Source organism: Bradyrhizobium sp. USDA 4486 (assembly GCF_054057995.1).
Genome location: NZ_JBSRZV010000001.1, coordinates 1928331 through 1951381, shown reverse-complemented (window position 1 = coordinate 1951381; position 23051 = coordinate 1928331). Strand labels below are relative to the sequence as shown.

Annotated in this window: 21 protein-coding genes and 1 pseudogene; 9 read left to right on the top strand and 13 right to left on the bottom strand. The window is 63.0% G+C overall.

All coding sequences use genetic code 11. From position 1 onward, the window contains the following. Window positions 1-27: 27 nt before the first annotated feature. The 4 genes from ACVWY3_RS09585 to ACVWY3_RS09570 form a co-directional block, all read right to left on the bottom strand. Window positions 28-525, bottom strand: a complete 498-nt coding sequence (locus tag ACVWY3_RS09585) for a TlpA family protein disulfide reductase (RefSeq protein ID WP_456838220.1) — start codon at window positions 523-525, stop codon at window positions 28-30. Further along, entirely contained in the window at window positions 522-1733 is a 1212-nt protein-coding gene (locus tag ACVWY3_RS09580; protein WP_456838219.1) for a sialidase family protein, read from the bottom strand. Before ACVWY3_RS09580 ends, ACVWY3_RS09585 begins: the two co-directional genes overlap by 4 nt. Window positions 1734-1759: 26 nt before the next feature. After that, on the bottom strand, window positions 1760-4159 hold the full coding sequence (locus tag ACVWY3_RS09575) for a TonB-dependent receptor family protein (RefSeq protein ID WP_456838218.1): 2400 nt from the start codon (window positions 4157-4159) through the stop codon (window positions 1760-1762). 85 nt (window positions 4160-4244) lie between these two features. Next, window positions 4245-4622 (bottom strand): DUF2946 domain-containing protein, encoded by a 378-nt coding sequence (locus tag ACVWY3_RS09570; protein ID WP_456838217.1) that lies wholly within the window; start codon window positions 4620-4622, stop codon window positions 4245-4247. A 482-nt stretch (window positions 4623-5104) separates the two neighbouring features. Between ACVWY3_RS09570 and ACVWY3_RS09565 the strand changes: the two are divergent. From ACVWY3_RS09565 to ACVWY3_RS09545, 5 genes and pseudogenes are all read left to right on the top strand, one after another. Then, a pseudogene (locus ACVWY3_RS09565) lies at window positions 5105-5508 on the top strand (globin). A 141-nt stretch (window positions 5509-5649) separates the two neighbouring features. Further along, window positions 5650-6672 (top strand): sugar ABC transporter substrate-binding protein, encoded by a 1023-nt coding sequence (locus ACVWY3_RS09560; protein WP_456838216.1) that lies wholly within the window; start codon window positions 5650-5652, stop codon window positions 6670-6672. A gap of 6 nt (window positions 6673-6678) precedes the next feature. Beyond that, a complete protein-coding gene (locus ACVWY3_RS09555; RefSeq protein ID WP_456838215.1) occupies window positions 6679-8181 on the top strand; it encodes a sugar ABC transporter ATP-binding protein in 1503 nt (500 codons plus the stop codon). 11 nt (window positions 8182-8192) lie between these two features. Beyond that, window positions 8193-9218, top strand: a complete 1026-nt coding sequence (locus tag ACVWY3_RS09550; protein ID WP_456838214.1) for an ABC transporter permease — start codon at window positions 8193-8195, stop codon at window positions 9216-9218. 366 nt (window positions 9219-9584) lie between these two features. Further along, complete coding sequence (locus ACVWY3_RS09545; protein ID WP_456838213.1) at window positions 9585-9713, top strand: hypothetical protein; 129 nt, start codon at window positions 9585-9587, stop codon at window positions 9711-9713. 47 nt (window positions 9714-9760) lie between these two features. On the opposite strand, the gene ACVWY3_RS09540 is transcribed toward ACVWY3_RS09545, so the two are convergent. Both ACVWY3_RS09540 and ACVWY3_RS09535 read right to left on the bottom strand, forming a co-directional pair. Next, window positions 9761-9970, bottom strand: coding sequence for a hypothetical protein (locus ACVWY3_RS09540; protein ID WP_456838212.1), 210 nt, complete (start codon window positions 9968-9970; stop codon window positions 9761-9763). 432 nt (window positions 9971-10402) lie between these two features. After that, window positions 10403-11209, bottom strand: coding sequence for an IclR family transcriptional regulator domain-containing protein (locus ACVWY3_RS09535; protein WP_456838211.1), 807 nt, complete (start codon window positions 11207-11209; stop codon window positions 10403-10405). A gap of 154 nt (window positions 11210-11363) precedes the next feature. Here ACVWY3_RS09535 and ACVWY3_RS09530 point away from each other — a divergent pair, with 154 nt between their 5' ends. Together ACVWY3_RS09530 and ACVWY3_RS09525 are read left to right on the top strand one after the other, a co-directional pair. Continuing rightward, complete coding sequence (locus ACVWY3_RS09530; RefSeq protein WP_456838210.1) at window positions 11364-12350, top strand: Bug family tripartite tricarboxylate transporter substrate binding protein; 987 nt, start codon at window positions 11364-11366, stop codon at window positions 12348-12350. 20 nt (window positions 12351-12370) lie between these two features. After that, complete coding sequence (locus ACVWY3_RS09525; protein ID WP_456838209.1) at window positions 12371-13249, top strand: MBL fold metallo-hydrolase; 879 nt, start codon at window positions 12371-12373, stop codon at window positions 13247-13249. Window positions 13250-13435: 186 nt separating this feature from the next. Here the strand turns inward: ACVWY3_RS09525 and ACVWY3_RS09520 are convergent, their stop codons facing one another. Beyond that, the gene (locus ACVWY3_RS09520) at window positions 13436-13918 is read right to left on the bottom strand and encodes a YybH family protein (RefSeq protein ID WP_456838208.1); all 483 of its coding nucleotides are present in this window, start codon (window positions 13916-13918) and stop codon (window positions 13436-13438) included. A 100-nt stretch (window positions 13919-14018) separates the two neighbouring features. Between ACVWY3_RS09520 and ACVWY3_RS09515 the strand changes: the two genes are divergently transcribed. Then, complete coding sequence (locus ACVWY3_RS09515) at window positions 14019-14945, top strand: helix-turn-helix domain-containing protein (RefSeq protein ID WP_456838207.1); 927 nt, start codon at window positions 14019-14021, stop codon at window positions 14943-14945. Window positions 14946-15070: 125 nt separating this feature from the next. On the opposite strand, the gene ACVWY3_RS09510 is transcribed toward ACVWY3_RS09515, so the two are convergent. Genes ACVWY3_RS09510 through ACVWY3_RS09490 form a run of 5 tightly spaced genes read right to left on the bottom strand, consistent with a single transcriptional unit; the run spans window position 15071 to window position 20482 of the window. Continuing rightward, window positions 15071-16123, bottom strand: coding sequence for an ABC transporter ATP-binding protein (locus tag ACVWY3_RS09510; RefSeq protein ID WP_456838206.1), 1053 nt, complete (start codon window positions 16121-16123; stop codon window positions 15071-15073). Then, on the bottom strand, window positions 16116-17096 hold the full coding sequence (locus ACVWY3_RS09505) for an ABC transporter ATP-binding protein (protein ID WP_456838205.1): 981 nt from the start codon (window positions 17094-17096) through the stop codon (window positions 16116-16118). The genes ACVWY3_RS09510 and ACVWY3_RS09505 overlap by 8 nt, the downstream gene beginning before the upstream one ends. After that, a complete protein-coding gene (locus tag ACVWY3_RS09500; protein ID WP_456838204.1) occupies window positions 17093-17914 on the bottom strand; it encodes an ABC transporter permease in 822 nt (273 codons plus the stop codon). The genes ACVWY3_RS09505 and ACVWY3_RS09500 overlap by 4 nt, the downstream gene beginning before the upstream one ends. After that, a complete protein-coding gene (locus ACVWY3_RS09495; protein WP_456838203.1) occupies window positions 17911-18834 on the bottom strand; it encodes an ABC transporter permease in 924 nt (307 codons plus the stop codon). The genes ACVWY3_RS09500 and ACVWY3_RS09495 overlap by 4 nt, the downstream gene beginning before the upstream one ends. A 58-nt stretch (window positions 18835-18892) precedes the next feature. Continuing rightward, on the bottom strand, window positions 18893-20482 hold the full coding sequence (locus ACVWY3_RS09490; protein ID WP_456838202.1) for an ABC transporter substrate-binding protein: 1590 nt from the start codon (window positions 20480-20482) through the stop codon (window positions 18893-18895). Window positions 20483-20747: 265 nt separating this feature from the next. On the opposite strand from ACVWY3_RS09490, the gene ACVWY3_RS09485 reads away from it, so the two are divergent. Continuing rightward, window positions 20748-21632: a hypothetical protein gene (locus tag ACVWY3_RS09485; protein WP_456838201.1), complete on the top strand. Its 885-nt coding sequence runs from the start codon at window positions 20748-20750 to the stop codon at window positions 21630-21632. A 34-nt stretch (window positions 21633-21666) separates the two neighbouring features. Here the strand turns inward: ACVWY3_RS09485 and mtnK are convergent, their stop codons facing one another. Then, window positions 21667-22956, bottom strand: a complete 1290-nt coding sequence (gene mtnK, locus ACVWY3_RS09480; RefSeq protein ID WP_456843324.1) for an S-methyl-5-thioribose kinase — start codon at window positions 22954-22956, stop codon at window positions 21667-21669. Between the last annotated feature and the right edge of the window lie 95 nt (window positions 22957-23051).

Below are 23051 nucleotides of genomic sequence, written 5' to 3'. Positions count from 1 at the left end.
TTGGTCTTCCCGTTTGCAGATTGAATCTCAGTGTGTGCCGAGCTGTTGGCTCGACCATTTTTCGAGATCGGCCATCTCGGCCGAGCCCTCGATCGTCGTGATGGTTCCGTCCCGCGAGATCAGCAATGTCCGAGGGATATCGCCCTGCCAGGCGGGATCAATCTCGAACCGCAAGCGCTCGACGAAGCCGTCGCTGAAGATGAAATTCTCGGCCGACGACAACCCCGCTTTGTCGAGCATCGACTGCGTCGCCGCCGGCAGATTCGGCACGAGATCAGCACTGATCGTGACCACCTCGATGCCGGGATGATCCTTTGCAAACCGCCCGAGCTCCGGCAGCTCGACCTTGCAGGGCCCGCAGGTCACGCCCCAGAAATGCACCAGTGTCGGGCGGCCGGCATGACCCTTCAGCACGCTCTGCCACGTACCACGTTCGAACGGTTTGAGGGCCGGCGCCGCCACGAGCGCAGCCGCCGACGCGATCAGGATCCCCAGGCCCAGAATGCCGGCAAATCGATATGTCATCGTTGATCCTCGATCGCTGTGAGCAGATACCCATCCGCCTTGGTCATCCATGACAGGTAGACCTGTCGGCCATTGGACACCAGCAAGGGGTGGTCGGAGGTGTCTGTCGTGCTCCATATTGTCTTCGGCGGCGACCAGCTTTTTCCGTCATCTCGGGAGATCCTCATTTGGATCGAGGTCTTGTCGCCATCGAACTCCTTCCAGACCATCACCGTTCCGGCAGGGCCTGCGAGCACGTAGGGACGAGTCGGATTGCGGCCAGGCTCCCCCAGCGCCATGGGCGCGGAGAACGTGCGGCCTTCGTCGCGCGAATACGCATAGAACAATCCCTTCCGCGCCTTGCCGTTCGTGTACCAGGCGACATGATAGGTCCCGTTCGGCGCAACCGTGAGGCTCGGCCCGTGATGTGGGCAGGCATTGATCTGCCAATCGTCGTTGCTGACCCGGCGGATTTCACCTGGAGTCGCGCCGTCTGTGAAGGTCATGACCGCGTGATCCCGCACGCCGCCGTCAAAGATGTTCCTGAAGATCACGGCCGGTCGCCCGGGCGCCGCAAAGGTCAGCCCCAAGCGGCAGCATTCACAGGTGCCTTCGCGCGCTAATCGAGCCTCCGCGAAGGTGGTGGCGCCGTCGCTGGACGAGGCAAAGAACAGCCCCGCCCCTTCGTACTTCTGTCCTGCTTCCTTCGCGAGAACGCGATTGCGCTTGTCCAGCCACGCCGCAAAGACTGTTCCATCCTGATCGAGCGCGAGCGCCTCAAAACGCTGGCTCTCGTTGCCGGCGGTGATGGGCCTCGGCTCGACAAAGCTCTTCCCGCCATCGGCCGAGCGCGTGTAGAGCACTTGGCCGTTGAAGGCCTCATCCCTGAAGATCGAGAACGCGAGTGCGATGCCGCCCTTGCGATCGACCACGATCTTCGGCCGCGCGTCCGGGCCCCAGTCGAGATTCAGCCGCTTTGTCGTGACCTGGACGGGAGCCGAGAAGCTCCGCCCCTCATCCCGCGAGCTCGCAACCGAGACCTGCCCGCCCGCCATCCAGACCAGCCACAGCGTTCCGTCCGGAGCGAATGCGGGCGTCACCTTGGTCGCACAGCGCAACATCGGCTCCTCGCAGGCCGCCTCCGATGCATGCTGACGGTGCATCTGCGCGAGCGCTAAACCATGCAGGAACACAAGAGTGACGATCGCAAGCAAGCCACTTCGGATCATGGCCCTATTCCCTTCGTGAGCCCGGATCATCTGAACGCCACCTTCATACCCGCAACGAACGTGCGCGGCGAGCCTGCGTAGATCGATCCGGTCGTGTTCGCGAGCACGCTCGCAGGGTTTTGAAGGCCCGCCGTGGTCACGGTGTTGGCGATGTTGTTGGCTGACGCAACGTAGATACGGTCGAACACGTTCCTGACTTCGAGGAACAGGTTCAGCGATTTGAACGTGTCGGACACGAGATTGGTCTTGTAGTGAACGTTCAGATTGACCAGCTCATAGCCCGGCGCTTTCAATAGATTTGCATTGTCCATGTAGAAGGAGTCCTTCCACTGGACCTCGACGAAGCCTCCAAGTCCAGCCAAAGGCCCCGCGAACTCGTCGTAACCGACCCTGGCCGTCAGTTCGTTCGGCGAGATGCCGGGGATCTTGTTGCCGGCCCGGTTGAAGCTGAACAGCGTGCCATTGGTAATGTTCTCGACATACTCGGTGTAGATTTCGTCGAGATAGGTGTATGCCGCCATGAACCGCCAGCCCGGATAGAACTTCCAGTCGGCCGCAAGCTCGACGCCGCGATGCTCGGATCGCGGTGCGTTGAACATGTAGGTTATGCCGTTGATCGGAGTTGCCTGACTGACGATCTCGTTGCGAAAGAACTCGTAGAAGCCAGTCGCGCTGAGCTTGAGCGCGCTATTCGGGGTCCAATCGAAACCGAGGTCGTAGCCAAGATTTTTTTGGGTTTGAAGCTGGGTATTGTTGCCCGACAAACCCGTCGGAAGGACGAACAGATTCGAGACCTGCGGAGTGCCGTATCCCGTGGCGACCCGTCCGCGGAACAGCCACTCGTTGTTGAGATTGTAGAGGAGCGCCAACTCCGGCGCGGCATTCTGAAACTGCCGATCCGCCGTCGTGAGGGTTGTGGTGGTAACGCCAGTGGGACCGGCATATGCGTATGCCGTGTTGATACCCTTCAGGAGGGTCGTCTCCCAACCGATGCCCGCGACTGCGGTCAGTGCCGCAGTGAGCTTGATCTCTTCCCTGGCGCGAACACCATAGTTGGTGGTCTCGCTGTAGAGATTGCTCGACAATCTGCCGAGCGTTGGATTGCCTCCCGGCATTACATTCCGCGTATCGCTCGACGCCGTCAGCGTATTGTAGAAGGCGCCGAAGAACGTGGTGGATTCCAGGCCGACGATCTCGCCTCGCCTGGTGACGTCGCTCATAAGATTGTACGAGGGAAAATCTCCGATGGCGCTGGTCGCGCCGGTCGGCTGGTTGATGTTCCTATCGTCAAACACGAACTGATTGCGCCAGGTCGTGTTGTTGTCGAAATCGTGCTCCCAGCGACCACCGACGATAGTGCGGCGATCATTGCGGCCAAGCCCGGCCTGCACTGCCGTTTCCTTGTCCGTGCCGGCCGCCGTATTAAAGCCGTTGTTGAAGAGCGTGACCGTGCCGCATCCCGCCGCGGCCGAGACACCGGTCGCACAGCCCTGCTGGAAAGGATTTTGGTAATACTGGTTCAGCGACTGCCGGATCGGCAGCCGCGCGCTGAGGTCGTTGTTGATGATCTTGACAGTGAAGCGATCGTCCGGCGTCGCCTTGAGCCTGCCGAGGAAGTTGACGGTCTGCGTGTTGAACCAGCTGTTGCCGATATAGCCGTCGCCGCGCGTGTCGCTCGCGAAGAGCGAGCCCTCGAAATTCCCGATCTTCTTGCCTGCAGCAAGGTAATTGTTGAGATAGCCGTAGCTGCCGCCCTCGACACCATATTCGATCCCGTCGATCGTGCCGCCCGGCCGCGTCCGAAAATTGAGTGCGCCGCCGGTTGCGTAGTTGCCGTAGAGCGCCGACGAGGGACCACGGACGACGTCGATCGCACCATAGGCGTGGGGGTCGATCAGGTCGCTCCGCGACAGGCCGTCCGGCTGCGTGACCGGAAAGCCGTCGTCGAAGATCACGAGATTGCGGATGGCGAAGCCGTTCCTCGCGTTGGATCCACGAATCGAGATGCCGAAATCGCGCGGTCCGTTGCCCTGCTTGATTGAGATGCCCGGGCTGTCCCGCAGGACGTCGCTGACCGAGAATGCGGGACGATTATCGAACTGGCTGCGATCGATGGTCGTCGCGGTCTGGCCGGATGGCGCTTGATTGAGGCTGTCGCGCGCTGCGCTGGCAGTCACGGTCCTGTTCTGGGTCGGCGCGCCGACGCTTGCGCTCTGCGCAATGGGTTTCGGCGCGCGGTTCGCGGACACGGCTCGCGGCTTCGAGGCCCGGCTGACGGGCTTGGCGCGAGCCGCCTGCGGCGCCTCGACAGTCACAGCGGGAAGTTCAGTGTTGCGGCTTTGCGCGAAGGCTCCGCTCGAGGACGTAAGCAGTGCGGCCTGAATGGCAACGATGCTCACGCCGCGACGAGCATGACGAACTGACATGGGGCATTCCTGACGCCGGCTTTCGCTCCGGCCAATCGACAACATCAATCGCCAGCAGACGGAACGCGGCGACTACGAGGGGTCGTCAGGAAAGATGAGGAGGCGCGCGCGCCTGGGCGTTCGAGCCCTTGTGGGCTGCGACGACGGTGACCTCGGCGCTATGCCAAGAGACGCGCTCGGCGCGGCGGAGGGGAATGGAGACAGCGAGCTGCGGCGGCGAATCCAGCGAGGCGCCCGCCTGCGCCAAGCAACACAGCGCGCAGGCCGCACCATGCGCGGTCGGCGTGCCGGTCCGATCGTTCAGATCACTGCCCTGCTCGCCCGCGCTGTGGCAGATGACGGCGGCATGCAACGGATCGGCCATGGCCTGCCCCGCCGACCAGCACGCGGCGATCGGTGCCAGCACCTGCATCGCCAGGGCGAGCAGGACGAGGGGTAGGAATTTTTGCAGCCGGGCGCGCATCCACCGAACCATTCGTTCGTGCGCCAACTAAACACCGCGCCGCCCCGCGAGTCGAGGTCAGTTCCACCGCCATCTTGGTCCAGCGCAAATATCCCGAAAACTGTGATCGGACCGCCCCAACGGGACCGGACGCCCGGCATTTGAGGCAGCGGCCAAACCCTGCCCTGTCCACAGATTTCTTATATTTGTCATATGTTTACGAGGTAAGCAGCCCGATCATTTCGTCCATTGCTCGAATTTTGAACATTCGTTGCCGAAAATGATGACAAGTGAGAAAAGTTGATCTAGCATTCCTCTTGCTCAGGCCTGACCGCGAGGTCGAAGTCTGGTGGTCCAAGTCTCGGGAGGAGCCCCTGGCGCGCAAAACGCAGCGTCGCCCCGTCAATCAAGATCAAATCTCAAGATCGGGGATAATAGGGTCGACACAATTTTTGAGCGGGGCCAGGCCCCGCTCTTTTTTTGTCTGCGTCGCCTCAAAGCCGATGAGCGCTTCCCCGGATTCGATCGAACAGAGCTTTGAGACCCGGCATCGCGCTGCGCCGATCTCACGCCGCTCGTCTATCAACGTCTGTTCGAACAGCATCCGGAAACGCGGACGATGTTCCGCGTGCAGGGCAGCGAGTTGGTGATGGGATCGATGCTTGCGCTGACGATCGAGGCGATCCTCGACTTTGCGGGTGAACGCCGCGGGCATTTCCGGCTGATCGCCTGCGAGGTTGCCTCGCACGATGCTTACGGCACGCCGCGCGATCTGTTCATCGCGTTCTTCGCCGTGATCAGGGATACGCTGCGCGATCTGCTTGGTGACGAATGGTCGGCACAGATGGCGCAGGCGTGGGACCAGTTGCTCCCAGATATCGACGCATTCGCCACCGTGCCCGCCTGACGCTTTGCGCTGCACCAACGTGAGCAGCCTGCGATCCCGCGGCCGATTGCTGATTGAGTGGCACCAACTCTTGTGAGAGACTTTCGGACATCGGTCGCGCAGGCAATGACGCGCCGACGATAAGAGATATGGGAGCGAGCGATGTCCGGGACGAAAGATTTCTCGACGACGAGGCGCGATCTTCTTCAGGCGGCAGCGACCGCCGGCGCCGGAGCTGCACTTCTCGGCAGCATGGGCATAAACCCCGCATTGGCAGCCGAGGTCGGACGCAGCGAGAAGCCGCTGAAGGCGGCGTTCTCCAATGCAGGCCTCCAGGCCACCTGGTGCGCGCAGGGCAAGCAGGCCGCGGAATTCTGGGGCAAGCTGTTCAATGTCGAGGTCACCTGGTTCGACGGCCAGCTCGACGCGGTGAAGCAGCGCGCCGCGATCGACAACATGGCCTCGCAGAAATGGGATTTCGTCGCGATCCAGGCCTTCGGCATCGGCACCCTCACCCAGCCCGTGCAGAAGATGATCGACGCCGGCACGCCCGTGATCGACATGGACACGCTTATTGCTCCCCTCGATCAAATTAACGTCCACTCCTTCCTCGCCCCCGACAACGAGTTCATGGGCGCCTCGGTGACGCAGGCGCTGTGCAACGCCATGGGCGGCAAGGGCAAGATCATCATGACCCAAGGCGCGCTCGGTCACACCGGGGCGCAGGGCCGCGCCAAAGGCTTCAACTCTGTCGTGAAGCAGTTCCCGAACATCGAGGTGCTCGATACCCAGCCGGCCGACTGGGACGTCTCCAAGACCGCGCGGCTCTGGGAAACCTACCTCACCAAGTATCCCCAGATCGACGCGGCATTCTTCCACAACGATGACATGGCGCTCGCCGCCGCCAACATCATGAAGGCCCGCAACCGCACCAACATCCTGATCGGCGGCGTCGATGCGATGCCGCCGGCGATCCAGGCCGTCAGCGAAGGCCGCATGTTCGCGACCGTCCGCAATCCGTCCTGTCGCATCCATGGCGGCGCCATCATCGCGGGCGTCTCCGCCGTGGTCGGCGGCGAGAAGAGCGGCCAGGGCATTCCCAAGAACGTCGTCACCGACGGGCCTGTCGTTACCAAGGCCAATGCCGCGGGGATGCAGTGGATGCAGGATCATTTCCTGATCTGAGATTCCATGTCAGCGGGTCGTTCGCCCATTCTGGAACTGCAGGGCATCACGAAGAGCTTCGGCGGCGTCGAAGCGCTTCGTGGTGTCGACTTTGCGCTGTACCTGGGCGAGATCCACGGTCTCGTCGGCGAGAATGGCGCGGGGAAAAGCACGCTGATGAAGATCATCGCCGGCGTGCACACCGAATTCTCCGGCCGCTTCCTGATCGACGGCGCGGAGTCGCATTTCCGCTCGGCCCGCGATGCGCACGCGGCCGGCATCGCCATGGTGCATCAGGAACTCTCCGTCGCGCCCGACCTCACGGTCGCCGAGAACGTGTTCCTCGGCAACCAGCCGACCAATGCCCTTGGCCTCGTGCAATGGCGGCGCATGGCGCGCGAGGCCGGCGAGCAGCTCGCCCGTTTCGGCATCGACGTCGATCCGATGTCGAGGCTCGGCGATCTGCCGATCGGGCTCCAGCAGCTGATCGAGATTGCCCGCGTGCTGTTCTCCGGCGCCCGCATCGTCATCCTGGACGAGCCGACCTCCGCCCTCTCCCCACCCGAGGTCGAGCGCCTGTTCGCAACGCTCAGGCGCCTGCGCGAGGAAGGCACCAGCATCGTCTTCATCTCGCATTTCATCGAGGACATCCTTCGCGTCTCCGACACGGTCACCGTGTTCCGCAACGGGCGGAAGGTCGCCGAGACGGCGAGCACAGCGACCAGCAAGGGGGCCCTGATCGAGGCCATGATCGGCCGCGGCGGCGAAGCGCTCGAGCACAGCTACACCGACGATCTGATGCTGCCGCAGCCGAGCGACAGCCCGGTGGTGCTGAAGGTCGACCGGCTCTCGCTCGCCCGCAGCCTGAAGGACATCTCCTTCGAGGCGCGCGCCGGCGAGGTGCTCGGCATCTATGGCTTCATGGGCTGCGGGCAACAAGAATTGTCGCGCATCCTGTTCGGCAAGCTGAAGCCCGATGGCGGCACGCTTTTCGTCGACGGCACGCCAAGGACCTTTGCCAGCACGGCGGCGGCGCGGCGCGCTGGTGTGGCGCTGGTGCCGGAGAGCCGGCGCGACATGCTGTTTCACCAGGAGCCGGTCTACAAGAATATCTCGATCAGCATATTGGATCGCATCTCCGCCCTGCTGCTCAAGCCGGCGCAGGAGCGCGACATCGCCCAGCGCCAGGTCGAGCAGCTGCAGATCAGGCCGCCGGTGGTCGGCCTCGACCTCGGCATGCTCTCCGGCGGCAACCAGCAGAAGGTTGCGCTGGCCAAATGGCTGACCTATCCGCCAAAGCTGCTCGTCCTCTGCGAGCCGACCCGCGGCATGGATGTCGGCGCCAAGAACGACGTCATCAACATCGTCCGCGACCTCCGCGAAAAAGGGCTCGCGATCATCGTGCTGTCGACCGAGCCGGAAACGGTGCTGTCGCTGGCCGACCGCATCCTCGTGCTCAAGCGCGGCGCGGTGGTGCGGGAATTCAGGAACGAGCCGGTCAGCAAGGACCGCCTGCTGGAAGCGGCGTGACGGAGAAGCACATGAGCAGTGAGACGGCTTTGGCGGCAAAGCAGCGGGCGCGGAGCGTTGCGCCGTTCCTGCGCTCGCAGATGCGCAACATCGCGCCGTTCCTCACCCTGATCTTCCTCTCCGCCTTTTTCGCCTTCGCCAGTCCCTCCTTCGCCACGCTGGACAATCTCGGCAACATCCTGACGCAGGTGTCGGTGACGGGCATCATCGCCGTCGGCCTCACCTTCGTGATCCTCTGCGCCGAGATCGATCTCTCGATCGCCAGCATCGCCAACGTCACCGGCATCGCGGTCGCCTACTTCACGCTGCAGGAATCCTACGTCAACATCGCCAACATCCCCCTGCCCGGCGCGGTCGCCATTCTGCTCTCGATCCTGCTCTGCGCCCTGCTCGGCCTCGTCAATGCGCTGGGGCTGACCGTGATCGGCATCCCCTCCTTCATCATGACCTTGGCGATGATGCAGATCGCGGCAGGCATCTCCGCGCTGCTGGTGCGCGGCCAGATCGCCTACAAGGTGCCCAGCCTGATCACGACGCTCGGCTCGGGATCGATCGGCGGCATCCCCTGGATCGTCATCGTCGCCGCCATCATGCTGCTCGGCGGCCACCTCGTGCTGACCTACACGCGCTTCGGCCGCTACGTCTACATGGTCGGCGGAAACCGCGAGGCGGCCGAATTTGCCGGCCTCAACGTCAAGCTCATCTTAGGCGCCGTCATGGTGATCTCGGCGGTCTGCTCGGGGATCGGCGGCATGCTCGGCGTCGCCCATTTCGGCAGCGCGCAGCAGAACGAGTTCGACACGTACCTGCTCGACTCCATTGCCGCGGTGGTCGTCGGCGGCACCAGCCTGTTCGGCGGCCGCGGCGGCATCGGCAACACCATCGTCGGCCTGTTCGTGCTGGGCGTCCTCAACAACGGCCTCGACCACGTCAACATCGACAGCTTCCTGAAGATCCTGATCCGCGGCTTGATCCTCCTGGCAGCGCTGGTCATCAACGTCTATGCGCAGCGCTTGCGGGAAAAAGCGGCGGAGTAGACGGCCGCCAGACAAAAGTGCGAAAACAACCCCATGCACAGTACAAATCATTGGGGAATTTGGCGCGCAGCAAATTGCGATGTTTCCGAAATTGGATTTGACACGTCGGGCAAAACAGGAGCATGATGGCATCATGGCAGCGAACGGGTTCGGCGCAGCGCTGAGTTCAAGCTGCGGCCATTGCCTGCATGATACGACCCGCGGTCGTCTCCTTCGCCTCTCTTCAAACATCTGCAAAATCCCCGAGCAAGCCATCGTCATGCGGTATTCAGCCCTCCTCGCCATCCTGCTGTTCTGTTCGGGGTGGGGCAAGTGCCGAGCCCCGCGTTGAATGGAAGTCCCTCGGTGCCAATCTACGGAGGACAGTTGATCGCGATCGTGCCGGAGAAGCGTCTGGTTGCCGTTCAGCTCGTTGAATTGAATGAACGCCAGCAGGGAATTCACTCCGCGACGTTTCTCGACTTGGTTCGGCAGGTCATGACTTCCACCGATTGAGGCGGGCGGAATGGATGGAACCGCGCGGGTGGTGGCGGCGAAGTCGATCAGCGCCAGGCCTTTTCGTTCTTCTGCTCGTAGTCCCTGAAGGCCTTCTCGAGCCCACCCAGAACCTCGGCTGAGGTCTCGAACATCGCCTTCAACTGCGGTTCGTCGACCTTCTCGATGTCTTCGCGCAGATGGTTCCTGATATCCTGGAGAGCCTTCTGCATCTTGTGCGTATGGTGTCGGGGATCGCGGTCTGCCGCACTTGCCATGGCCAATCTCCTCGCTGATAAGGTGGCTCCGCCGGACCTCGAAAAAGCATCCGTCGCGACAACGCATCAACGGACAACGAGAGGCCTCGTTCCAACTAGGGCATTCGATAGAGACTGCATGAAGTTCGAGCAGGCAGCCGTAGGATGGGTTGAGCTCTTGTGAAACCCATCAAACTTGATTCTCTCAATCAGCCCGCATCAACGATTGCTTGGTACTCGCTCCGCCCGCGAGGCGATGGATTTCGCACCGCTCTGCCTCCCTTAGCCGACATTGCAAATGCCTCAGCCCGGTTCAGCTAAGGGCCAAAATGCGAAGAGCTCAACGTGAGCACATCCGGTCCGCTGTACCCTCGGAAGCGCACCATGCGTGGACAAGAGAGGAGGTCTGCAACAGGCCACATCCGGACTCGAGCACCGCAGCACAGGCCGACATCAGCGTCTTCTCCGACTTCGGACTGAATTGACAATTTCCTTCGCCGCGTCCTGAAGCTCGTCGAGATGCCGGGCCGCAAAGGTCTCGATGGAAAAGGCGGTCTTAAGCCAGAGCATGTTGATTGCTCCGAGGACCCGCTGCCCATCGCGCAGAGGAACCGCGATCGAGAACAGACCATCCGCATGCGGGGGGCCACCATAGTAACCTCCGGTATGCGTGGCGTCGCGGGTGCCATAGCCGCGCGAACGAACCTCGGCGAGGATACTGCTTAAGCGCGCCGGGTCTCGCGCCAACCGATCCTCAGGCTTGCTGGAGCTGCGCAACAGATCGACAATTCGCTGTCGCTCCTTCACAGGACAATACGCGAGATAGGCGCGGCCGACCGCCGAATGCAGCCAGTTGACCGGCAACCCGATGCGCTCCTGCTGCAACAAGATCGGGCTCCGCGCCCGTGTCGTCTCGCGAATTTCCATGTGGTCACCCGCCGGCACCATCAGGTCGGAGGGCCAGGAAACCCGCTCGCACAGTCGCTCCAGGATCGGAGCCGCGGCTTCCGCGATGCGGTCGCGATGTTCTCGACGCGAAGGCGCATGCGAAAGCGTCGCGCCGATGCGATAGCGGCCGTCGGCAAGCCGTCGCGTGACCAAGCCGGACCGGGCCAGCGTGTGGAGGATACGGAGCAGGCTTGGCTTGGAGATGCCGGTGAAAACATAAAGCTCCTGCAATGAAGAGTCTGGCTGCATTTGCAGGGCCTGCATAACGAGAAGGCCCCGCTCCAGGCTCTTGATGACTTTCGGGCCCGCCATCGCTTGCTCGCCTCGTTTCACAATGTGGAATGTAGCGCTTCACAATGCGGAATGCACGTCGATTGTTCTGGCAAAACGCGCCGTCACGCTCAAAGGTAGGGTGCCTGCAGGTTGCGACTTGGAATCGAGATTTTCATCGTTGATGGAGACTTCCATGAGATCCCGCCTGTTTCACCGCACCACCTCATTATCGCTCGCGACGCTGGCCCTGCTCGCCTCAAGCCCGCAAGTATCCGCACAGACATCCTTTCCGACCGGGACGGTTCGTTTCGTGGCACCGTTCTCGGCCAGCACGCCGCCCGACATCATCAGCCGCATCGTCTCCAAGGAATTGACGGAGTCGGAAGGCTGGCGCGTGATTGTCGAGAATCGGCCGGGCGGCGTCACCACCATCGCAGCCACCGACGTCCTCACCCAGCCGGCAGACGGCAACAGCCTCTATGCCATGTCGGTGCCGTCGGTCGCGGCGCCATCGCTGGTGCCGAACATCTCGTTCGACCTGGACAAGGATTTCGACCCCGTCATCAAAGCAACGGTTTCCTACAACATTCTGGTGGTGAACCCGTCGGTGCCGGCCAAGACCGTGGCAGAGTTGGTGTCTCTGCTGGCGAGCCAGCCCGATAAGCTGACATTCTCGTCCGGCGGCTTCGGCACGCCCGCGCACCTGATCGGCGAGCAATTTAAGCAGCAGACCGGCACGCGTGCCCAGCACGTTCCTTACGCGCAATTCCCGCAGGCGATCGGTGACCTGCTTAACGGCACCAACGCCTTCATGTTCATCACCATGTTGCCGGTCGTCGACCTGATCAAGACCGGTAAGCTGCGGGCGCTTGCGGTGACCGGACCGAAGCGTGTGCCGCTTCTTCCTGATGTGCCGACCATCGTCGAAGCCGGCTATCCTACGCTGGTGGTCGAGGACTGGACCGGCTTTGCAGTCAAGCATGGCACGCCGAAGGAGACGGTCGCGCGGCTCAACGCTGCCATCAACAAGGCGCTGGAGAAGCCGTCAGTGCGCGAGGCGCTTGCTAAGATCGGCGCCGAGCCAGCGGGCGGCACGCCCGAGCAATTCGGCCGGCTGGTCGGCGATCAGGTTTCGCACTGGCACAAGGTCGTCGCCGACGCCGGCATCAAGGTCCAGTAACAGTGACATCAGATTTTTGCGTGACGCTCCTCGGGACGGGGACACCAATCCCCCGTCCTGATCGTTTTGGCCCGAGCACGCTAATCGAAGCGGGCGAGCATACCATCCTGATCGATGCCGGCCGCGGCGCCGCTATGCGCTTGTTTCAGCTCGGCGTTCCCATCGGTCGGGTCGATGCGCTGTTGCTCACGCATTTTCATTCCGATCACACGGTCGGCATTCCTGACCTCTGGCTGACGGGCTGGCTGAGCTCATATTTCGGCAACCGCCGGCGCCCATTCAACGTGATCGGCCCGGTTGGCACGGCCAAACTGATGCACCACCTTGAAGCGGCCTACGTCCACGACATCGAGATCCGCGTCGAGGATGAGAAGCTGGCGCGCGAGCATGTCGCGATCACGGTGAACGAGTTTGCGGAGGATGGCCTCGTCTATCAGGCCGGCGATCTGCGCGTTATGGCCTTCACGGTCGACCATGGCGACGCCATCAAACCGGCCTATGGCTATCGTATCGAATATCGCGGCCGCATAGCCGTTGTCTCCGGCGATACTCGCTACAACGCAAACGTGCTCCGTTACGGCGAGGGTGCTGACTTGCTGGTTCATGAGGTCGCAATGGCGCCGCCGAAGCTTCTCGGTCAGGCCGACATCCAGCGCATCGTCAATCATCATACCTCGCCACAGGAAGCTGGACGCGTGTTCGCGAAGACGCGGCCTAAACTCGCCGTATTCACGCATCTGGTTATGCTCGCCAGTGACTCCGTGACGGCGCCGAGCGTTGACGATCTGATCGCGGCAACCCGCGAGACTTATGCCGGACCGCTTGTTGTCGGCGAAGACCTGATGAGCTTCGAGATCGGCGAGACCGTTACGGTCAGAAATCTAAAATCTGGCTCCTAAGACGTCTGCTACGGGTCAAAGGCTGCAGTCCGCGTCTCCACGATGGCTTTCCGCTCAGCCCTCGAAAGCGGACGGTGCGAGGCCAAGAGCGGGGGTCAGCCACGGGCCAGGAGCAGTCGTAGGTTTGCCCACTTTTAGCCTGCACCATTCCCGGCGATCTGACTCCGAAACGGATGCGCGTAGGGACTATTGTGGAGCGCGTGAGGTCGTGTGCAGCACCATTAGCCAGCGGCCCCCGGTCCTCTCGAAAATGTTCGTGGTGAAGGCCGCGAACACTGCGGTCTCGCCGTTTTTCAGTTTGCCTCGAACCTCCTCGAGACCAACGACCCAGGCAGTGTTTTCATTGATGCGAATCTGCGGGTCCTGCATCGATACTGAGATATCGGCGAAACGGTCAAACGTCGCTTCCCAACTCTTCCTCACGGCGGCCCAGCCGACAATCGGTGCTTTGCTCGCGGGATGAACCGCGATCACATATGGCTCGTGCGCCCAAATCGTTTCCATCGCGGCAATATCGCGCGCAGATAACGCCCGATCGAATACGTGATTGGCGGCTGCGATGGCCGCACTCTCCGCACCCGTTTCGGCGCGTGGCGCGGCCGCACCTAGGATCGCGAGCATGATAAAACCGAATGTTGCGGCGATCGTTCGGATCAGCTTGTTCGACATGGCAAAAGCCTCACTTGTCCATCGCGAGAGCGTGCCGCGTCCTATTGCGGACGGCTAGGTCACTTTGCTACCATCCGATGATCAAAATCGGACAGCGCGAATGCGGCGTGAGGTCGGGTTCCCGCCCATTGAAGGGATTAGCTACTTCAATCGTCGCTTCCCATTTTTGGGAATCGAGCCGCTCGCCTTGTCTGATCTGTTCAGGCGCGTCCCGCCGGATCATTTCGACCATCCGCAGCGTCCTGCTTTTCATCTTTTGATGCTGTTCTCGTCGGGGACCACCAGGCATTTCCTCGACTTCGAGCGTGTGCGATGCACGGCGCGGACGCTTCTCCATGTTCGCCCTGGCCAGGTGCAGCAGTTCGTGCCCGGTGCCGAGGCGGAGGCGACGGTGCTTCTCTTCACGCCCGAGTTTGTTCTGCCGGATGAGGCGGCGAACCATCCGCTGGTCCCCGGCTCGGCGCTCGAGCATGCGGCGCCGAGTGGAGTGATCAACCTCGATTCGGATTCGTACGAGCGCGTTTACGCCGGGTTTGCGACGATAATTGACGAGTATAAACGTAGCGATGGCTCGACGATCTGCGCAAAAATCCTGCAGCACCAGCTTCACGTTCTACTCCTGCAAGTCGCTCGCTGCTCGGAACGGCACGAAGCCTCATTTATTTCGAGCTACCATCGGATGGTCCGGCACTTTCTGACTGACGTCGAAGCCCGCTTTATGCGGACGCGCCGTGTCGAGGATTATGCCGATAGGCTAGGCTGTTCATCCAAGGCGTTGCGTCGTGCGTGCCTTGCGGTTCGCGGTGTTCCGCCCAAGATGATAATCGAGGAGCGCGTCATCCTCGAGGCGAAGCGACTCATTGCGTACACCTCGTGCCCCATCGAGTCGATCGCGGAGACCGTGGGATTCGGCGAGGCGACGAACTTCGTAAAATTTTTTCATCATCATGCGGGGATATCTCCCTCACAATTCCGAATGCAGTTTCCAGGCCGTACGCCCGAAAAACTTAAGACGGTCCGAAACTGAGCCTTCGCCGCAAATCGAAAAGAGCTCGATGACCGCTCACGGTCATGAGCCGGCATCCGCTGCCTGAGCACAAAATGTCTGCTTTGAGCCGCCCGCCGAGGCCGCGCAGTGCCGTTGTTTGCATTTTATGAATGAGCGCCTTCGGTGGAGGTTAGGGCCACCCGCCCCGCAATCTCCTCGCTTCGCCAGCACCTCACCGCATGCCCATCCGCCCGCGTCTCCAGCACCGGCCCAGGCTCGCTGCGGCACACCGCTTCCGCATAACGGCAGCGCGGGCTGAAGGCGCAGCCGTTTGGCGGATTGAGGGGGTTGGGAAGATCGCCGCCGGTCGTCGCCAGCGGCGCATGGCGCAAGGGATCGGGGATCGCTGATATCAGGGCCTGCGTATAGGGGTGCGCGGGGCGCTCGAAGATCTCGCGCCAATTGCCATTCTCGACGATGCGGCCGAGATACATCACGGCGACGCGGTCGCTCATGTGCTCGACGACGCCGAGATCGTGGCTGATCATGATGTAGGAAAGGCCGAGCGTGTCCTTCAATTCCAGGAGCAGGTTGATGATCTGGGCGCGGATCGAGACGTCGAGTGCCGATACCGGCTCGTCGCAAATGACGATCTTGGGATTGAGGATCAAGGCGCGCGCGATGCCGATGCGCTGGCGCTGGCCGCCGGAGAACTCGTGCGGGTAGCGGTCGGCCTGCTCCGGCCGCAGGCCCACATGCCGCAGCATGGCCGCGACGCGGTCCTCGATCTCGCTTTTGGCGGTCACGCCATGCACGCGCAGGGGATCTTCCAGCGTGCGGCGGACGGTCTGGCGCGGATTGAGCGAAGCGTAGGGATCCTGAAATACGATTTGCACGATGCGGGCCAGCGCCTTGCGATCGCCGGATTGCCTGGCTGTCACGACCTGCCCGTCCAGCACGATGCGGCCGCGCGTCGGTGTCAGAAGGCCCAGGATCGACAAGGCGACCGTCGACTTGCCTGAGCCGGACTCGCCGACGAGGCCGAGGCATTCGCCCCGCTTTAGCGAGAGATCAACGCCGTCGACAGCGCGGAGCACCCGCCGGCCACGGCCCAGCAGGCTACCCCCGAGCGGAAAATGAACCGCAAGATCCTCGACGCTGAGGATGAGATCGTCATCCACCTTGGCCTCAGCCGACACGTTTTGCGGTTCATGCATGGTGATGACACCTCACCAGCCCGCCAGCCTCCAGCAGATCCGTCTCCGGCACGACCGTGCGGCAGATCTCGGTCGCCTGCGCGCAGCGCGGATTGAAGCGGCAGCCGTCGGGGAAGCTCGTGATGGCGGGAACGACGCCCGCGATCTCCTTGAGCCTGGTGCGGCCAAGCGCAGCGCGGCTGCCCAGCCGCGGCAGCGAAGCGACCAGGCCTTGCGTATAGGGATGCGATGGGGTCCGGAAGATATCGGCCGAGCCGCGCTCCTCGACGATGCGGCCGGCATACATGACGGCGACGCGGCGGCAGACATTGGCGACGAGGCCGAGATCGTGGCTGATCATCAGGATCGCCGTTCCCCGCTCTGCGCACAAATTGCGCATCAGCTCGATGATCTCGGCCTGCACCGTCACGTCGAGCGCAGTAGTCGGCTCGTCGGCGATCAGGAGATCCGGACCACAGGCGAGCGCAATGGCGATCATCACGCGCTGGCGCATGCCGCCGGAGAGCTGGTGCGGGTAATCATTCGCGCGCCGCTCCGGCGCCGGGACGCGGACGCTCGCGAGCGCCTCGATCGCCAGCCGGTTGGCCTCCCGCCAGCTCTTGCCCTTGTGCAGCACGAACATCTCGGCAATCTGCCGCCCCACTGGCGAGACCGGGTTCAGCGCCGTCATCGGTTCCTGGAAGATCATGGCGATGCGGTTGCCGCGCAGCTCACGCTGCCTGGCCGCCGAAAGGTGCTGGATTTCCCGCCCCTCAAACCGGATGACTCCGCCGCCGATCGACAGCGGCGGCCGCAGCAGGCCGATCAGGGCGAGCGCCGTGATGCTCTTCCCGCAGCCGGATTCCCCGACGAGCCCGAACGTCTCGCCGCGATCGATGCGGAATGAAATGCCCTCGGCGGCGGCAACGCGCCGCGATCCGTCGTCGAGATCGATGCGCAAATCCCTGACTTCGATCAGCGGCGCGCCCGTCATGCTCGCCGGCTCCGCGATTGTGGATCGAGAATATCGCGCAGCCCGTCGCCGAGCAGGTTCAGGCCCAGCACGGTCAGGAAGATGGCGAGGCCGGGAAAGATCGAGAGCCACGGCGCCGTCGTGATCTGCTCGCGCGCCTCCGACAACATGCTGCCCCAGCTCGGAAACGGCGGACGGACGCCGAGGCCGAGGAACGACAGCGCGGCTTCGGACAGCACCGCGCTGCCCATGCCGAGCGTGCCGATGACGACGATCGGTCCCAGCATGTTCGGCAGTAGCTGCGTGACCATGATGCGCAGATCGCCATAGCCGAGCACGGTCGCCGCCTGCACATAGCCCTGGCTCCTCAGCGACAGCGCCGAGGCCCGCGCGATCCGGCAGGTGAAGGACCAGTTGGTCAGGCCAAGCGCGATCAGGAGGCTGGTCAGGCCGGGCCCGAGCACCGCCATGATGGCGAGCGCGAAGATCAGCGAGGGAATCGCGAGCATGAGATTGGTGAGCGCATTGACGACATCGTCCCACCAGCCGCCCCAATAGCCGGCGCTCAGGCCGAGGGCGACGCCGATCACGCTGTTGATGAGCTGCGAGACGATGCCGACCGTCAGCGAGACGCGCGCGCCGTACACCACGCGGGAATAGATGTCGCGGCCCTGGTCGTCCGTGCCGAACCACCAGGTCCAGCTCGGCGGCTCCTCCGCATTCATCAGATTGGCGTCGAGGACCGGATCGGTGTGCGCCAGCCAGGGTGCGAGCAGGCCGACCAGGATCGCGAGCGCGAACAGCACGCCGCCGATGATGAGATTGGCGCGGAGCTTCATGCGTATCTGATCCTCGGATCGATCACGCCGTAGAGCACGTCGATCAAGAGATTGATCGCGAGAAAGGCCAGCACCACCACGAGAATGGAGCCCTGAACGGCGGGAATGTCGCGCTGCAGCACACTGTCGACGAGCAGCGAGCCGATGCCCGGCCAGGAAAACAGTTTCTCGACGACGACCGCCTGCCCCATCAGCCCGCCGAACTGAAGCCCAACGGTGGTGAGAATGATGACGAGCGCGTTGCGCATCACGTGCCACTTCACGACCCGCGCCTCGCTCATGCCCTTGGAGCGCGCGGTGCGGACGAAATCCGCGGTCATGATCTCGAGGACCGCGGCGCGCGTCGTGCGGGCAAACAGCGCCATCGGCGAGACGCCGAGCGTCACGGCCGGCAGCAGCAGATATTGCAATCCCCCGTCGCCATAGCCGAAACTCGGCAGCCAGCCGAGCTTCAACGCGAACAGATACATCAGCACGAGACCGAGCCAGAACTTTGCGATCGAAAGGCCCGACACCGCCAGGACCATGGCAGCCGTGTCGACGATGCCGCCGGGCCTGAGCGCGGCGACGAAGCCAAGCGGCACACCGATCGCAATGGCGAACGCCATGGCTGCGAAGATGAGCTGCAGCGTCGGCCATGCCCGCTTGGCGATCATGGTCGTGACAGGCTCGCGGGTCCGGAACGAGGTGCCGAAATCACCGGTTGCGAGCTTGGCGATGTAGGCGCCGAACCGCACATAGACGGGATCGTCGAGACCGAGCTGCTTCTTCATGCGCAGCTCGACCTGCGGATCGCTGTCGTCGCTCATGGAGGAGACGATGCTGCCGGGAACCACGCTGAACAGCACGAAGACCAGCAGCACGACGGCGAGCACGGTCGGAATGGTTTGCAGCAGGCGACGGAGCAGGAACGAGAGCATCTCAACTTTTCCCCTCTCCCTCCATCGTTTGGCGCGACGGAGGGAGCGCGAGAGCGTATCACTTCGCGGGCGAGGTCTCGTCGACCCAGAGGTCCTCGACGTTCTGATGGGTCAGCTCCGTCGCATTCAGCTGAACGCCCTTGAGCCACGGCTGCACCGCCATCACCGCCTTGTTGTAGTTGAAGAACCAGACCGGCGCCTCCTCGTAGAGCAGCGCATTGGCCTTCTGCAGCAGCTCGGTGCGCTTTGCGGCATCGTCGGCCTGCCCGGCCGCATCGATCAGCTTGTCGAACTCGGCATTCCTGTAATTCATGTAGTTGCAGGCCGGCTGCGGCGTCGACGAATGAAAGCATTTGAGCGCGGCCTGCGCATCCGGGCCGCTCTGCTGGGAGTAGATGAAGGCCTGGTAGTCGCCGCTGCGCACCACCTCCGCCAGCACCGCGGTCTCGACCTGCTTGACCTTCGCCTTGATACCGACCTTGTCGAGCATCGGGATCACGGCCGAGACGATCGGCAGGCCCCAGCTTTCGTTCTGGCTGGTGGTCCATTCGAACTCGAAGCCGGAGGCGTAGCCGGCCTCGGTCAGCAGCTGCTTGGCCTTGGCGGGATCGTAGGGGTACGGCTTCATCGCCTTGTCGTAGGCGGGCGAGGTCAGCGGCAGCCAGCTGGTGGCACGATAGGCCTTGCCCTTGACCAGCTTGTTGATGATCAGGTCGGTATCGATCGCGTAGTTGATCGCCTGCCGGACGCGCTTGTCGGCGAACGGCTTGAAGGCGGGATTCATGCCCATGTAGCGCGTGAAGACCTCGGCGACCTCGACGATGGTGCTCTTGAGGTTGGCGTCGGACTGGTAGGCGACATATTGCGCAGGTCCCAGTACCGAGGTGTCGATCTCCTTGTTGCGGAAGGCAACGTCGCGCGCTGCGGCCTCGGCCATGATCGACACCACGATCTTGTCGGCGTAGGGCTTGCCGGGCTTGTAGAACCGATCCCATCGCTCCAGCACGATGCGCGATCCCGGCACGTGCTCGACGAATTTGAACGGTCCGAGGCCGATCGGCTTCTGGAGGAAGCTTTCCTTGGCGCCCTCGTCGGCGGGATAGATCGAGGTCAGCGCGGTGAAGAAGTAGAAGCCTGGATCGACCTTCTCGGTCAGCTTCATCTCGAGGGTGAAGTCATCGATCTTCTTCAGGCCGGAGATCTCCTTGGCCTGGCCCTTCTCGACGGCGGCCGCGCCCTCGATGATGCGGACATAGCGCGCACCGGGATAGGCCTTGGTGCCATCGATGATGCGGTTGAAGGTCCAGATGACGTCCTCGGCCGTCATCTTGCGGCCGTTGTGGAAATAGGCGTCGTCGCGGAGCTTGAACGTTTGAACGAGACCGCCACCTGAGACGATAGCCTCCTTCGCGAGCTCAGGAACGGGCTTTCCTTCCGCGGAGTCCCAGATGTAGAGCGAGCGATGCAGGGCCTTGGCGTAGATCTCGTCTTGGGCACGCTGCGTGGTGTGAATGTCGAGGCTGGTGAAGCTCGAGCCGTAGGGCGCGGTCATGCGGATAGTTCCGCCCTTGCCCGGGGTCTCGGCCTCCGCGGTGGCGGCGAGAGCCAGTGCCATTCCCGCGACGATCGCAGTCATCCTGAACATCATGTGTCCCCCAAACAGCGCAGGTATTTCGATCAGGATTTGATCATTCGTCGGCCGTCGAACGCAAGCATCGTTTTGATGCCGACCTATGCCGGTTCCGGAAGGCAGACCTCCGAGGAAACCTCGTGAATCAGGTTGCGACCTCGAACGATACAGGCCGCCGATTGACGCGGTGCGTCATCGGGCGACTGGGACCAGTGAACATTTTTCGCGATCGATGCGACCAAGCTCAGGATCGTTAATCCGAGCCCCAGGGATCGCGGAAAAAATGAAGCGCCGAACGTTAGGTATCTTGGTCGCGGGCAGCCTGGCCGCTGCGACGGCGGCGATGGCGATCCCCGTCACGCCGGACCCTATCCGGGACAATCCGAGTGACACCATCCACGCCGGCTGGTCCCACACCTCGCGATCAAACGGGTATGCCGACGACACCTGGTGGGCGGCCAGGGACCGTTGCGCCCCCGACTATCTCGGTGAGCGCCTGCTCTGCAACGCCGTTGGCGTGCTGACACGGGCCACAAGCCGGACCTTCGAGGACAAGATGTCCAAAGACGTGGGCCTGCCGCTCCCCGACGGTTGGGGCCTGATGACCGCGAAGAACTCGCCCTTCATCCGGTCGGCTCACGCCGAGACGCCGCTCGATCTGAAGGCCGTGCTCGGCTTCTATCGCGCCACACTCGGCGGGCGCGGCTGGACGGAAAATGACGGTGCGACGGTCGAGCCCGATCGGGCCGTGATCGCCTTCACGACGTCAGAGGGACCGGCGCTGCTCCGGCTCACCCGTCAGGACGGCAAGACCACCGCCGACCTTTCGCTCCGCAAGCCGGCGGTCGCGACGTCAGGCATTCTGCCCGAGGCGGGACAAGTGAGGCTGTTGCTCGGCAACAAGACCGATCAGGCGGCCGAAATCATCGTCAATGAGCGAACCATCAAGCTAGCGAGGCACGCCGGAGAAGATCTGGCGGACTCCGACGCTGCTGCGGGCGAATTGCCTGATAGCCAGAAGATCGATCTGCCGCCGGGCAAGTACAAGGTCACCGTCAAGGCGGACGGCAGCGCGGCGCAGAAGCGCGAGTTCGAGGTTGCCGCCAACGAGACCTGGGGCCTGCTCGTTGGCCCGGACGGCGTCCCACTGCCGATGCGGCTGTATTAGGTCCCGCGAGGATCCCTCACCTCGCGCGACGTCTTCAGCCTGACAATTCCGGCTGCCAGTCCCGCAGCTTTCGCGCGGCGCCGGTGACGTCAGCGATCGCCCGCAACGCTGGCGCCTCCACCATCATCCCGCGCGCGAGCCGCCCGGCGCGCGCCTCACACACCGCCCGCCTCTTCGGGTCCTCGATCAGCTCGAAATCGATGTTGTGGGCGAGGCCGAAGATGCGGCGGATGGTTTTGGCGGCGGCGAAGCCGACCGTGTCGGTGAACAGGCGCTGCATGTAGGCTTGCCGCTCGGCCTCGAGGCGCATCGCGCCCCTCTCGCCGGTAAAGAGTGAGACCGGATAGGCATCGCCGCTGGCCTCCGACCGCCAGAGCTCGAGGAACTTTCGCGCGAACTCGTTCCAGACCTGCTCGACCGTCTCCAGGACCCACGCCTCGAATTCGCGCCGCTCGCCCGGCGCTCGCTCGTGGCCGGCGGAGGCGAAATAGGCCATCAGCAGATTGGCCAGCACCGCGCCGACGTCGAACCCCATCGGGCCGTAGAACGCGAATTCGGGGTCGATCACGCGCGTCTGACTCTCCGTGACCATGATCGAGCCGGTGTGGAGATCGCCGTGCAGCAGCGCTTCAGGGCTAGCCATGAACTTCAGCTTAAGCCGGGAGATCGCAACATGCAGCTCCATGTCATCGCGCAAGGCTGCGGCGAGGCCATCGAGAAACGGCGCGGTCCAGCGGTTCTGCTCGGCGATGCGGTAGGGATCGGTGAAGATCAGGTCCTCGGTGATCTTGCAGAGCGCGTGGTTGCCGGCGAACGCCGCGATGCCTTCCTTCTTCTCGGCCGCCGAGAGCGAAAGATCGGAGGTGAAGAACAGGGTGCGCGCCATGAAGGTGGTGATGTCGTCCGCGAAGCGCGGATAGTGCGTTGCCGCGACGAGGCCCTTGCGCATGATGATGTGGGGCTCGAGCAGCTCCATCACCGTCAGCGCCAGCGTTTCGTCGTGGTGCAGCACGGCCGGCACGAGCCCGGGCGCGAGCTGGGCCTGCCGGGACAAGGCCAGGAATTCGTAGTGAGCCCGCGACAGCGGCAGCGGCCAACTCTCGCCGACGAGGCGGACGTAAGGCAGCGCCTGCTTCACGGCGATGCCGCCGCGCGCGCCCTTGACCATGAAGACGAGATTGAGATTGCCGTCGCCGACCTCGGTGATCGCCCAGGCGGCCGGCTCGCCGCCGAGGAGCGCTTTCAGCTCCGGCAGGCCCGCGAGATAGTCCCGCAACGCCGCCTCATGCAGAATCCGATAGTCCCCCGCCTGCCCTTGCGTCATGACGATCCCATCCCAGTTATTTGCCATGATCTTCTCGGAAAAGCCGCTTCGCACTTTCTGCTGACGCGGCCCTTCGGGTCCGGATCATGCTTGTA

Bases quoted from the DNA above. Each gene is read 5' to 3' on its own strand.
- ACVWY3_RS09540 (WP_456838212.1), bottom strand. From the start codon at position 9,970: ATGGCAAGTGCGGCAGACCGCGATCCCCGACACCATACGCACAAGATG.
- ACVWY3_RS09575 (WP_456838218.1), bottom strand. From the start codon at position 4,159: ATGTCAGTTCGTCATGCTCGTCGCGGCGTGAGCATCGTTGCCATTCAG.
- ACVWY3_RS09485 (WP_456838201.1), top strand. From the start codon at position 20,748: ATGAAGCGCCGAACGTTAGGTATCTTGGTCGCGGGCAGCCTGGCCGCT.
- ACVWY3_RS09520 (WP_456838208.1), bottom strand. From the start codon at position 13,918: ATGTCGAACAAGCTGATCCGAACGATCGCCGCAACATTCGGTTTTATC.
- ACVWY3_RS09535 (WP_456838211.1), bottom strand. From the start codon at position 11,209: ATGGCGGGCCCGAAAGTCATCAAGAGCCTGGAGCGGGGCCTTCTCGTT.
- ACVWY3_RS09495 (WP_456838203.1), bottom strand. From the start codon at position 18,834: ATGCTCTCGTTCCTGCTCCGTCGCCTGCTGCAAACCATTCCGACCGTG.
- ACVWY3_RS09500 (WP_456838204.1), bottom strand. From the start codon at position 17,914: ATGAAGCTCCGCGCCAATCTCATCATCGGCGGCGTGCTGTTCGCGCTC.
- ACVWY3_RS09560 (WP_456838216.1), top strand. From the start codon at position 5,650: ATGTCCGGGACGAAAGATTTCTCGACGACGAGGCGCGATCTTCTTCAG.
- ACVWY3_RS09530 (WP_456838210.1), top strand. From the start codon at position 11,364: ATGAGATCCCGCCTGTTTCACCGCACCACCTCATTATCGCTCGCGACG.
- ACVWY3_RS09550 (WP_456838214.1), top strand. From the start codon at position 8,193: ATGAGCAGTGAGACGGCTTTGGCGGCAAAGCAGCGGGCGCGGAGCGTT.
- ACVWY3_RS09515 (WP_456838207.1), top strand. From the start codon at position 14,019: ATGCGGCGTGAGGTCGGGTTCCCGCCCATTGAAGGGATTAGCTACTTC.
- ACVWY3_RS09505 (WP_456838205.1), bottom strand. From the start codon at position 17,096: ATGACGGGCGCGCCGCTGATCGAAGTCAGGGATTTGCGCATCGATCTC.
- ACVWY3_RS09490 (WP_456838202.1), bottom strand. From the start codon at position 20,482: ATGATGTTCAGGATGACTGCGATCGTCGCGGGAATGGCACTGGCTCTC.
- ACVWY3_RS09570 (WP_456838217.1), bottom strand. From the start codon at position 4,622: ATGCGCGCCCGGCTGCAAAAATTCCTACCCCTCGTCCTGCTCGCCCTG.
- ACVWY3_RS09580 (WP_456838219.1), bottom strand. From the start codon at position 1,733: ATGATCCGAAGTGGCTTGCTTGCGATCGTCACTCTTGTGTTCCTGCAT.
- ACVWY3_RS09555 (WP_456838215.1), top strand. From the start codon at position 6,679: ATGTCAGCGGGTCGTTCGCCCATTCTGGAACTGCAGGGCATCACGAAG.
- mtnK (WP_456843324.1), bottom strand. From the start codon at position 22,956: ATGACGCAAGGGCAGGCGGGGGACTATCGGATTCTGCATGAGGCGGCG.
- ACVWY3_RS09510 (WP_456838206.1), bottom strand. From the start codon at position 16,123: ATGCATGAACCGCAAAACGTGTCGGCTGAGGCCAAGGTGGATGACGAT.
- ACVWY3_RS09585 (WP_456838220.1), bottom strand. From the start codon at position 525: ATGACATATCGATTTGCCGGCATTCTGGGCCTGGGGATCCTGATCGCG.